This window comes from Enterococcus sp. E4-150, assembly GCF_035726465.1.
Lineage (GTDB): Bacteria > Bacillota > Bacilli > Lactobacillales > Enterococcaceae > Enterococcus_B > Enterococcus_B faecium.
This window is the reverse complement of the sequence record NZ_JAPRGK010000012.1, coordinates 53,022-65,342: the sequence shown is the minus strand read 5'-3', so window position 1 is coordinate 65,342 and position 12,321 is coordinate 53,022. Positions and strand designations below refer to the sequence as shown.

9 protein-coding genes are annotated in these 12,321 nt (G+C 39.4%); 4 read left to right on the top strand and 5 right to left on the bottom strand.

What is annotated here, in order from left to right; genetic code table 11:
- Positions 1-50 precede the first annotated feature (50 nt).
- The 3 genes from OZ002_RS10490 to OZ002_RS10480 are packed head-to-tail and all read left to right on the top strand — an operon-like array spanning position 51 to position 3,337.
- Positions 51-734: a rhamnogalacturonan acetylesterase gene (locus OZ002_RS10490; RefSeq protein WP_002294493.1), complete on the top strand. Its 684-nt coding sequence runs from the start codon at positions 51-53 to the stop codon at positions 732-734.
- A 1-nt stretch (position 735) separates the two neighbouring features.
- Entirely contained in the window at positions 736-1,572 is an 837-nt protein-coding gene (locus OZ002_RS10485) for a sugar phosphate isomerase/epimerase family protein (protein WP_002307976.1), read from the top strand.
- A 10-nt stretch (positions 1,573-1,582) separates the two neighbouring features.
- Positions 1,583-3,337, top strand: coding sequence for an ABC transporter ATP-binding protein (locus OZ002_RS10480; protein ID WP_002307975.1), 1,755 nt, complete (start codon positions 1,583-1,585; stop codon positions 3,335-3,337).
- A 277-nt stretch (positions 3,338-3,614) separates the two neighbouring features.
- Here OZ002_RS10480 and OZ002_RS10475 read toward each other — a convergent pair whose 3' ends face one another.
- Both OZ002_RS10475 and OZ002_RS10470 read right to left on the bottom strand, forming a co-directional pair.
- On the bottom strand, positions 3,615-3,956 hold the full coding sequence (locus OZ002_RS10475) for a YlbF family regulator (protein ID WP_002285994.1): 342 nt from the start codon (positions 3,954-3,956) through the stop codon (positions 3,615-3,617).
- A gap of 67 nt (positions 3,957-4,023) precedes the next feature.
- On the bottom strand, positions 4,024-6,195 hold the full coding sequence (locus tag OZ002_RS10470; protein WP_156249344.1) for a PBP1A family penicillin-binding protein: 2,172 nt from the start codon (positions 6,193-6,195) through the stop codon (positions 4,024-4,026).
- 210 nt (positions 6,196-6,405) lie between these two features.
- Between OZ002_RS10470 and OZ002_RS10465 the strand changes: the two genes are divergently transcribed.
- Positions 6,406-7,263 carry an RluA family pseudouridine synthase gene (locus OZ002_RS10465; RefSeq protein ID WP_002332379.1) on the top strand — a complete coding sequence of 286 codons (858 nt, stop codon included), beginning with the start codon at positions 6,406-6,408 and terminating at the stop codon, positions 7,261-7,263.
- A 70-nt stretch (positions 7,264-7,333) separates the two neighbouring features.
- On the opposite strand, the gene OZ002_RS10460 is transcribed toward OZ002_RS10465, so the two are convergent.
- The 3 genes from OZ002_RS10460 to OZ002_RS10450 are packed head-to-tail and all read right to left on the bottom strand — an operon-like array spanning position 7,334 to position 12,180.
- Positions 7,334-8,191 (bottom strand): ROK family protein, encoded by an 858-nt coding sequence (locus OZ002_RS10460; protein ID WP_002285988.1) that lies wholly within the window; start codon positions 8,189-8,191, stop codon positions 7,334-7,336.
- Positions 8,176-10,878 carry an alpha-mannosidase gene (locus tag OZ002_RS10455; protein ID WP_156249342.1) on the bottom strand — a complete coding sequence of 901 codons (2,703 nt, stop codon included), beginning with the start codon at positions 10,876-10,878 and terminating at the stop codon, positions 8,176-8,178. The genes OZ002_RS10460 and OZ002_RS10455 overlap by 16 nt, the downstream gene beginning before the upstream one ends.
- 12 nt (positions 10,879-10,890) lie before the next feature.
- Positions 10,891-12,180: a glycoside hydrolase family 125 protein gene (locus OZ002_RS10450; RefSeq protein ID WP_002294491.1), complete on the bottom strand. Its 1,290-nt coding sequence runs from the start codon at positions 12,178-12,180 to the stop codon at positions 10,891-10,893.
- Positions 12,181-12,321 lie beyond the last annotated feature (141 nt).

Below are 12,321 nucleotides of genomic sequence, written 5' to 3'. Positions count from 1 at the left end.
CTTGCTGTTCTGCTTCATTGCCTATAAACCTTTATGAAAGAAGAGATAACATGCCTACTATCCATATTGCCGGTGATTCTACTGCGGCAGAAAAAGATGAAAACAAGCGTCCCGAGACAGGTTGGGGAGAAAAAATCTCTGCTTATTTTTCACCCGAGATCCAGATCAATAACCAAGCAAAGAATGGACGCAGCACCAAATCATTTATCCAGGAAGGAAGGTTAGCCCGTCTAGCTTCACAATTTCAGCCGAATGATTTCTTATTTGTACAATTTGGACATAACGACCAGAAAATCCAAGAAGAAAGAGGTACGCTTCCCTTCGGTAGCTATTTAAAAAATCTGCAGATATTTTTTGAATGCGCAAAAAAAGCGAACGTCCAAATGGTCTTACTGACATCTGTGACGCGACGAGATTACTTAGAAAACGGAACATTGAATCCAGATATACTTGGAGACTATCCAAAAGCGATGCGTGCATTTGCTGAGAAACACCATATTCCTCTTTTAGATGTGTTCTCAAGATCACAAGAATTGTTCCAGACCTTCTCAAAAGAAGAGACAAAAAAATTCTACCTGCATCTTATGCCTGATACTTGTAAAAATTACCCAGAAGGACTAAAGGACAATACCCACTTTAGTCCAGAAGGCGCTGATAAAGTTGCCCGAATAATTGTTGAATTGATAAAAGAATCCCGTCTGCCTCTTGCTAATTATTTACAAAAAGGAGTTTGAGATGTTTCCATTAAATTTAGGCATCCGTGCCCATGATCTAGATGTTCGAAATCGTGAAGAAATCGTTCAAAAAGTATCACAGCTTCACTTGTCCCATATCCAATTTGCACCACAAAAAGCATTTCCTGAACAACTTAAATTAACTGACATGACACTTGGGAGTGCTGCCTATTTTGGTGAATACTTCCAAAAAAACAATATCGAACTTTCCATTTTAGGATGCTATATCAACCTATCCAGCAAAAATCAAGAAGTTCGTGCACAAGCATTGGCAACTTTCAAACAGCAAATTGCTCTGTGCTCTGCCTATCAAGCCAAGATGATTGCTACGGAAACCGGTAGTGTCTCTGTCGGTTACACAAAAGAAAATTTTACTGAAGAAGCTTATCAGATCGCCAGAAATTCTATCATTGAATTAGTCGTTCATGCAGAAAATTTTGGCGTAACTGTTGCTGTTGAAGCAGGGATCAATCATCCAATCTATAACTATCAGTTAGCTAAACGTTTAATCGATGAAGTAGCTTCACCAAATTTAAAAATCATTTTAGATTGTGCGAATTTGATGCATAAAGAAAATCATGCTGATCAGGAAAAAGTGATCCGAGGTGCCTTGGACAATTTACATGGTTATATTACAGCGCTTCATCTCAAAGACTATATCATGGAAAATGGAAAGATCCGCATGGTACCTGTTGGCAAGGGCTGTTTAGATTTCCGCCCGGTACTGCATTATATCAAATATGAGCGTCCTCTAATGTACGCCACTCTTGAAGCTACTCCTGAGATTTATGTTCCTGAAGCAATAGAACACTTGCAGTTTATTTACCAAGATTGTTAAGGAGAAGATTATGGAGGAACGAATACAGAAAAGTTATCAAAAATATCATGCAAATGCTTTTCAGACATTGCTGCATCTTTATCAGGGAAATTATTGGCGTTTTGCCATGTCAGGACTCTTTTTTATTATCAAACATCTTCCATCTTGGTTAATGCCGATCGCTATTGCCAATGTAATCAATGCAGCTTCATCGAAAGATTCTTCTCAGTTGCAGGCCATTTATTTCAACGCTTTTTTGATGGCTTGTCTGATTGGTCAAAATATATTGACGAATTATTTTCATGTAAAATACCATAGCACTTCGATCCGTCAAGTAGAAGCTGGACTAAGAGCGACCCTTATCAAGAAAATCCAAGAACTTTCTATTCCTTATCAAAAAGAATTGCAATCTGGCCGGATCCAGTCAAAGATCATCCGTGATGTAGAAGCTATCCAAACGTTGTCCTCTCAAGTATTTGTCAGCGGATTAAATATCGCTGTCAATTTATTCGTAGCTTTAGGTATCACGCTTTATAAAAGTCCTGTTGTTTTCATGTTTTTCTTATTGACTGTTCCTCTCGCCGCATTCGTTACTCTCTTTTTCCGTAAAAGGATCAGACAGTCCAACTCAGACTTCAGGCAAGAAATGGAAGAGACTTCTGCAAAAGTGATCGAAGTGATCGAATTAGCACCGATTGCTCGAGCTCATGGGTTAGAAAAACACGAAACAACTCGCTTAAATAAGCATTTTACTCAAATCTATGAAAAAGGATTCCACTTAGATATCCTGCAATCTGTTTTCGGATCAGTCAGCTGGGCTAGTTTTCAGATATTTCAGCTGATTTGTTTGATTTTCACTGGGATATTAGCTTTACAAGGGCGCATCCAACCCGGCGATGTCGTTATGTATCAGACGTATTTCACGACGATCGTCAATTCCGTTTCTGGAATGATCACGCTGATTCCTACGATTTCAAAAGGCATGGAATCTATCACTTCTATTGGCGAACTGTTGATTGCTGGCGATGTAGAAACTTATCACGGTAAGAAAAAAATCCAACATTTGGATGGAAATTTTCGTTTTGAGGATGTTTCTTTTCATTACCCGGACTCACTCAAGCCGATTATCGATCATTTTTCTCTAGAGGTGAAAGCTGGAGAAACAATTGCTTTTGTTGGGCCATCTGGTTCTGGAAAATCTACACTCCTTAACTTATTGATTGGATTTATCCAGCCGTCTTCAGGGAGGATTTTCCTAGATAATCAGCCTTTGGATGAATTGGATATGCGAAGTGTGCGTAATTATTTAGCCGTTGTTCCTCAAACCACTTTGTTGTTCTCCGCTTCGATCAAAGAGAACATCACTTATGGCTTGAAAAACGTATCAAAAGAACGTTTAGATGAAGTCATCGAAGCTGCGCAACTTTCTTCACTGATTGACCAGCTTCCTGATGGTCTGGATACCTTAGTAGGCGAACATGGCAACAAGCTGTCTGGTGGCCAAAAGCAACGTATCTCCATTGCACGAGCGTTGATACGTCAGCCAAAAATCATTTTGCTAGATGAAGCAACCTCAGCTTTAGATAACCAGTCAGAGAAAAAAATCCAGCAGGCCCTGAATTACCTGACAGAAACACCCACTACTTTTATTGTGGCTCATCGGCTTTCAACGATCAAAGAGGCAGATAAAATCGTTGTGATCGATGAAGGAAAAATCGTTGAAATAGGTACTTACGAAGAACTGTTAGCTCAAAAAGGCTATTTCTACCGCTTGAAAAATGAATGACAAAAAAATAGGAGCTATGACAAGACTTTTGTCGTAGCTCCTATTTTTGAATAAAAGGTGTTCTCCTGCCAACTCCTCGGTCACAAGTCACAATAGTCATCAAACATGAGAAGCTGTTTTTTTGAAATTGTTCCTTGTAACTCAGAGCTAAACGGTAGGCTCACGACCTCTTGGTAAACGGTGTTCAAGAGATAGCCTATCGGCAATAAGAAGCAATTTTGTCATCGCTCAAGGCCGAACGTCTCTTTCACACCCTCTGTTGTTTCATAAAATAGTTTTATTCGCTGTAAAGGTCGCGAACTGGTGTCATGATGATACGGTTCAAGTCATTGATGATTGTACTGAAGCCTTGCTCTTTTTGCATCAAGTCATTGATTACTTCTTCTGATTGGATTTTCACAGCCATTTCTTGTGCTTTCATTGCATCTTCGTCGCTGAATTCTTGTCCACTCATTTGTTTTTCTTGTAATTCGATTTGCATCGCTTGGAAGTCTTTGAACAGTTTGTGTGCTTCTTCGTTTGCTTGTACTTTCTCGTACGCTTCTTTCAACGCTTTGAATTCTGGTAATTCACGGATCTCACGTTCGATTTGATTCGCGCTATCGTAGATGTTTGACATGTTATGCCCTCTTTTCTTTTAGTAGTTACTCTCTATTGTAACATGGGGTTATTCGTTTTCAAAGGGTCTACTCTCCTTGATATTTCCGCCAGAGGTCTTTAGCCGCTTCACCAATTCCCTGAACGCCTTCTTTCACCATATCGCCGAAGTTTTTCAGCCCTTCTTTTGCTTGTTCACCATATTGATTCAAGTTATCTTGCCAATTTCCAGACTCTCCATTAGAATTTCCTGTGTTTCCAACTTGATCTGCAGCTACCACTTGTCCTCCTGTGGCATAGGCATCTGCTACACTAAATCCTGTTTTTGAAGTATACGGAAGGATGCCTTCTGCCGCTGATTTGAAGACTTTCCCGACAACATTTCCACTTGTCCCTTCCAAATAGTGCAGCTTGCTGGATTCTTCGTAACCCATCCATGTCGAAATCACTACGTCTGGCGTGTAACCGATCATCCATTGGTCATTTGCTTTTGTGGCATCGAAATTAGTTTCTGTGGTTCCTGTTTTCCCTGCTATCGTATAACCTGCAGGATTCGCAGCAGCCGCTGTTCCATTTGAAAATGTACCAAGAAGCATGCTGGTCATTTCATCGGCTGTTTCCTTTGATATGACCTGTTTTGGTTTTTTGTTTGTGTTATCGACGATCACCGCTCCAGTCGAATCAACGATTTTCGTGATAAGATGCGGCGTATACATCTGACCATCATTGGCAAACGCACTGTAAGCACCCGCCATGATCAATGGAGATACTCCTTTTTCCAGTCCACCAAGGGCTAAGCCATAATACTTATCAGATTTTGCTAAAGGCAGGCCGAATTCTTCTGCTTTATCATATCCTTTTTGTAAACCGATCTCATGCAAAAGCCATACAGCGGGCAAATTCAAACTTTGAGCAACAGCTTGATACATCGGTACTTCTCCTTGGTATGTCCCGTCAAAATTATGCGCATCGTAATAACTTTGCGGTTCGTCTTTCAAGATACTGGAAGGCTTGTATCCAGCTTCCAGTGCTGGTGTATATACGCTTAATGGTTTGATCGTTGATCCTGGTGAACGACGCATCTGTGTAGCAAAGCTGAATCCTCTAAAGACATGATCTCCTCTTCGTCCTACTAGTGCTTGTACACCACCTGTATTCGGATCTAAAGCTACTGAAGCAGATTGGACCATGGCACCATCTGAAGCATTTGCTGGGAATAACGCACTGTTTTGATAAGTAGCTTCTAATTGCTTTTGATAATCCTGATCTAAAGCTGTATAGATTTTATAGCCTTTATTCATGACATCTTCTTCATCAAGACCATACTCGTTAACTGCTTCATCGATCACTGCATCAAAATAATAAGGATAACGATAACCAGAATCTGAATTATCATATGTGTCATTAAGATACGCGCTGATATCTGTCTGGCTTTCTGCTTGTTCTTGTTCTTTTGTGATTTTTCCGTTTTCTTCCATTACACTTAGTACTGTGTTTTTCCGATCATTCGCATTTTTTGGGTGATCGATCGGATTATAAATACCAGGACCTTTCAGCATTCCTGCCAAAGTAGCAGCCTCAGACAGCGTAACATTCGTTGCATCTACTCCAAAATACTTTCTGGAAGCGTCTTGGACACCCCATACCCCGTTGCCAAAATAGGCATTGTTAAGATACATGGTCAAGATTTCTTCTTTGCTGTACTTCTTTTCGATCTCGATTGCCAAAAATAATTCCTTCGCTTTTCGATCAAACGTTTGGTCTAATGTCAGATACGCATTTTTGGCAAGCTGCTGAGTGATCGTACTTCCTCCGCCCCCTGATGTTCCGCCAGACAAGACCATTCGGACTGCTGCACGGGCAATCCCTTTGATATCAAACCCGTGATGCTCGTAAAAATTCCTATCTTCTGTCGAGATTACTGCATCTTGGATATAGGGAGAAATCGCGTTTAATTCTACATATGTTCCTTTTTGGGCGTACAGTGTGCCAGCTTCTTCGTTTTTCTTATCATAAATGACTGTCGATTGGCTTAATCCTGATTTTAACGTTTCGACATTTGCTTGTTTTGCTAAAATAAAGAGGTAGATACTTGTCACTAAGACACAGATCAAACCAATCAGCAAAATCAATTTGTTCACATGATATTTTTTCCAGATGCGCTTTCGCCATCGATGTAATTGTCCGAGATATGGTCTGATCCAACGCCAAAAACTGATCAAAGCAGCTTTTATCTTTTCTAAAATGCTTTGAAAATCCATTTGCTTCTTCTCCTGTCTATTCGATTCAATCGTCTTATTTTACCATAGTGAAAGAGTGTTTTCTTCCTGCTTAAGTTGTAGTTCAATATGTTTTTTTACGTTAGTGCAAGCAGAGTAACATAAGAATGAACAGAAAAATGTAAGTTTTTTCTTAAATATGTTTTAAAAATGGTACAATTAGTCTGCAATTGCACTGAAAGGAGTACACTTGTGAAAATCACGATCACTTTACCTATGAACCATCCTGAAACAACGATTCGCGACTTGCTTGAAAAGGAATGGTTAGTCCCTAGAAAGGTTCGACATTTTTTGCGTATACGTAAAAACGTTTGGATCAATCAACAACCTGCTTTGTTCCATCATGAAGTAAAGGGCAATGACCAGGTCACATTGTTATTCGAAGAAACAGATTATAATTATCAAGAAGTCCAGCTTGGAGATGCGGCGCACATCCGCGTTTTATATGAAGATGAGCATTTGATTATAGTGGATAAGCCTGCAGGAATGAAGACTCATCCAAATGAACCGACAGAAAACAGTACCTTGCTCAATCATTTAGCTGCTTATCTCGACACTAAACAGCAACGACCTTACGTTGTCCATCGCTTGGACAAAGAAACAAGCGGTGCCGTTTTATTTGCAAAAAATCCATTTGTCTTGCCGATACTTGGAAGAATGTTGGAACAAAAAATGATCTATCGGAGATATCAAGCCATCGTATGGGGAGAAATTGCCAAAGATATGACCATCACCAATAAAATTGGACGAGATCGCCATGATCGGAGAAAAAGGGTCGTAGATGATAAAAATGGTCAGAGCGCCTTGACACATGTCACTGTCAACAAAGTACTTTCTGAACAAACACAAGTCTATTGTGTTTTGGAAACCGGACGTACACACCAGATCAGAGTTCATTTAGCTCATAAGGGACATCCGATCGTTGGAGACCCTCTCTACCAAAATAGAACTGCTGAACGACTGATGCTCCATGCATTAGAACTGCACATGATCCATCCATTTACTCAAGAAAAAATAGTCGGTAAAGCTTTACCTGGATTATGGGAATAGAAAGAAAAAAGAACAGAGTCTTATCAGCAGATAATGATAAGACTCTGTTCTTTTTGTGTAATTTGTCTGCTTACTTTTGATGTTCGTGTTCTGCTAACAGCAAACTACCGATAATCCCACTTTCATTCGGCAGTCCCCAACGAACGATATATTCACTTACTTGAGGTGTTTCCATATAACCACCCATCAATTCAACAAATTGCTGACGGATTTTTTGAAGGAGATGATCCTGATTCATTACCCCACCGCCTAAAATAATCTTTTCAGGTGCTAACGTCAACGTATAGTTGATCAGTGCTTGAGCAATATAATAAGCCTGAATAGCCCAAACAGGATGATCTTGCGGCAGATCTTGCCCTTTGATCCCTGTGCGTGCCTCAATAGACGGTCCTGCTGCTAATCCTTCTAAACAATCTTTATGATAAGGACAAGTACCTTCATAATGGTCATCTGGATGGCGTTTCACCCAAATATGTCCCATTTCAGGATGTGCGATCCCTGAAAAAATTTCTTCATTGATCACGACACCTGCACCGATTCCTGTTCCCACGGTAAGGTAAATACAACTATTTTTTCCTTGTGCTGCTCCTTGCTTCAATTCCCCATATGCAGCAGCATTGACATCCGTTGTCCAAGCAGCAGGAATATTGTAGCGTTCCTTGATTGTGCCAAGAAAATCGAATTGTGCCCACCCTTTTTTGGGAGTTGCCAAAACGTATCCGTAATTATCTTTTGTTTTGTCGATACCAATCGGGCCGAATGAGCCAATCCCGATTCCCTTCAATTCATAACGATCAAAAAATTCAAATACCTGATCCAATGTTTCTTCTGGTGTTGTGGTAGGGATACTTAATTTTTCTAAAATTTCTCCACCATCTGAAACCGCACACACAAATTTTGTTCCGCCTGCTTCTATTCCGCCATACATTCGTTTTCCTCCTCGAATCCGATTGTCCGAATCTCATAAGGTTGGATTATTGGGACAACCGCTTGCTTCGTTGGTTCTTCAAGCAGATTCAATATGACAGTTTTTCCATTGTCTTTAGTTATTTCCAATTTTTCTAAATGACTAGACATATTGAAACCTCTTACTACTACTTTATCACTAAACTTGCTGCGTTTCAAAGCTGTAATTGCAAACGTTTCACTTTTTATCGTTAAATATTGTTGTTTTGAAATCAATGTTCCTTCATGATGTTTGATTTGTTGAGTGGAAAAAGGAATCTGTGCTGCGTATGCATGCAAATAAGTAGAGAATTTTTCTTCTGGTCCATGTAGTTCAATGCTGTAATTGAACCGATGCTCACCTAGACACTGTGCTTCTGGTGTTGGAAAATATCCCCAATCGCCTAGTTCTCCCACACTGCGAAGTAGCGTCACTGCGATTTGTCCGTCTTCTGTTACTTCATATTCATTCAAACCAAAGTTTCCGACTGTTACACCGTACTCTTCATCATGAATATTGACAAATGCTTGCTGATGTTGCGGATTCGTGGGGTTTTCCCAACTTTTAGACACATGGTTTGGGCGCTTCACCACTTCAAAAATACTATCTGCTTCGTGATGTTCCACATGTAACTTTGTAGGAAACAAGACACGTAAGCGATGATCTTTCATCTGATTGTCGAGAGTCGTTTCAAAGTCGATTTTTTTACTATCTTTTCTGATTGTCATGATTGTTTTTATTTGAAGGATTCGTTTTTCTTTGGATCGTTCTGCTTTTCGATAACGAAATTCCACAACCATCTGCTGTTCTTTTTCTAAACGCTCGTCTGCAGAAACAGGGATTTCCATTTCCTGTAGAATACTTATTTTTGCTATTTCCGGTGTATCTACTAATACTTTTACTTCAGAGTTTTCTTTGTTACTGGATAGGATTGGCTGATCACAGAAAGGTTGTTTAGAGATATACTCATTTCCTATATCGCCGATATCTTCAAAAATATGCAGATTATTCAACTTTCGTTTGTTTTTGCGATCTTCCATTGTAATGGTACCATTTTTTTCAATCGTCAAATGTAGAGGGCCGTTTTCGATGATTCGTCCACTCTGATGAATCATTGTTTCCTTTTCTTCTGCTTTCGCTTCCCCTTCTACAAGCGCGAATGTTTCCCAAGAAAATGCTGGCATGTTTTCTAATGGTAAAGTCACTTTGATCATTCTTGCCATATATGGCACACGGAAACGGTCTTTCGGCAAATCATAACCAAATTGGACAGTTTCTTCAGATAAAATAGCTGGTATAGTGGCCCCACTTTTTGTTTCTACATGATACTTACGTTTAGGCAAATTTTCTAACTCTTGATATAGTTGTTCAGGTATTCCTTCAGCGAATCTTTTTCTTTCTAATTCGATGGTTATTTCTGCTTCACCAGTTTTATCCATTCCTGCAGTATTTACAATGACAAATGGAAAGCTGTCTTTTGGGAATCCGGTCGTATCGATTGCTGCGGTCAGCTGTTCTAAGGAATCTTGTGCAAGATACTTTCCAACTTCATCTGCTTTTTCAAAACGAGGTATCATTTCCCGATGGACAGAATCGACTGAACAACCGCAAATACTGTCGTGAGGATGATTTTGCATTAATGTCTTCCAAGCATAATCTAATTGATCATGGGGATAGTTTCCACTAACTTCATAAGCCATCGTCGCAAGTGGTTCTGTAATATTTTCTAGCTGTCGCTGGACCTTGGTATTCCATTGTTTTAAGTAAACCCGAGCAGATGCTGTATTGGCTAAAGTATACCAGCCATCCGTTTCTTGACTTGTCAATTCTCCTTCTACTGAGCCTAAGTCTTCTGGCACATCTTTTTGAACTGCTTCCAGATAGTCAGTAAAATTAGAATGAATAAACTCGTAATCTGGAAACAGTTCATTTGCGAGATGGATTGCTTTTGATATATCTTTTTGTACCGGTTGATGATCAACACCATTCATCATCAATAAGTGGTTCGTAGAGGCATATTGTTCTGCATCCGCTAATTTTTGCTTCCAAAAGGCAAGAGCTGCTTCTTTTTCTACTGGAATCTCATTCCCGTTGCTATACCAATTGGCAAATAGCAGACCAAAGATTGCTGTTTGATCAGGTCCTTTCCACCACATCTCTGAGTATTGGGAAGAATAGTTTTCTGCTTCCAAAACTTGATTATCAAAGCCAATTGGTTTTACACCACGGCCAAACGCTGCTGCTGAAATACCAGCTTGTTTCATTAATTGAGGCGTCTGTCCCATATTTCCAAATGTATCGGGAAAATAGCCTAACATGACAGGGGTTCCCCATTTACGGCTTTCTTCCATGCCAATCAGCATATTTCTCACGTTCGATTCCGAGCTGATAAGAAAATCATCTTGCAAGATATAAAATGGTCCAATTCTCAATTTTCCTTCATTGATTGCTTGTTGGATTGCCTGTCTTTTTTCTGGCCTTACTTGAAGATAGTCATCTAAAATAATCGTTTGCCCATCCAAATGAAAACTGTTGAAGGACGGATCAACTTCAAATAGCTCTAGTAGATCGTCTATCAATTCAATCAGTCGCATGTGATGCTGTTCGTAAGCCATGTACCATTCACGATCCCAGTGGCTATGAGAAATGATATATACTTTCTTTTTCATTTACGATACCTCCTACTTTTCTACTCTAATATCAAAGTAATCCATGACTAATTCGCAAAACATCATATTTGCCCAAGAAAACCATTCTCTCGTATAATTTTCAGGATTGTTCACATCGAATCCTTCGTGCATAAGGTGTGTTCCTGCGTCAGTTGCTACAAGTAAATTCAATATCCGCTCTTTTTCAGATTTGTCTGACGTTGTCATTCCTTCCATAGCTAATGCAATCGGCCAAACGTATTTTTCTGGCGTATGGGAGGATCCAATTCCTTTTGCGTACTTTCCTTCATAGAAATATGGATTTTCTTTACTCAACAATGTTCTTCTTGTTTGCAGATAATCTTCCTCTTGTTCAGAACAATATCCCAAGTAAGGTGCGGCGATCAGATTGGGCACATTACTGTCATCCATGACTGTGGCGTTTCCCATTCCATCTACTTCATATGCATAAATCGTTTGCCCTTTTTGATTAACCGTTCGTCCGTGATTCTGAATCCCCTCTTGAATCTCTTTCTTCAATTTCTGTGTTTGCTGTACAATTTCTTTATCATCGAGTATCGTTTGAAAAATTTCTTCCACATAACCTAACACGACCACCGCAAACATATTGGATGGTACCAGATATCCATAACGGCAAGCATCATCGCTAGGACGGAAACCAGACCATGTCATTCCTGTAAAAGCTGTTTTTGCACCTCGCCCGTCATTGATCAGCGTATCTTCTTTTCTTGTCGTGTCTCGTACAAATGTATAAGGAGAGTGTTCATGATCTTGCTCTGTTTTGAACACGTCCAAGATTTTTTTGATACCTTCAATAAAAGATTGATTGAATTGATCAGTTTTTCCTGTATTTTTGTAAAGAAGATAGGCCAACTGTATTGGGTAGCATAAAGAATCAATTTCATATTTTCTTTCCCAGATCCAATCGTTCATTTTTGTATGATCTGTTTGGTGGCCAGCACCGTTAGCTTCTTCGTTGAAGGCATTCGCATATGGATCGATATTGATATAAAAAAATTGCTTTTTGACTAACCCGCTGATCATGTCAGCTAATTCCTCATCTTCTTTTGCAATCACTAAATAAGGACGAACTTGTGCAGTAGAGTCTCTTAACCACATCGCTGGAATGTCTCCCGTCAATAAAAAGGTGGTTCCGTCATTTTGCTTTTTGACTGTTGTCAACAGAGTATTGGCAAATGCTGCTGTAAAATTCTTTGCCCAGTCCGCATGGATATCCCCACATTTTTGTGTGATATCTTCCATAAATTTCTGCACCGATTTTGGTATATCTTTATAAACCACTAATAAAACCTTCTTTCTATTTGATATATCTTTAAAGATTATACTTCATACAGCCAATTATGTCTACGCTTTCAAAAAATATCTTTTTATTTACTTTTTCATCCATTATGGTATTATTTAAATATGATATATCATTAAGAG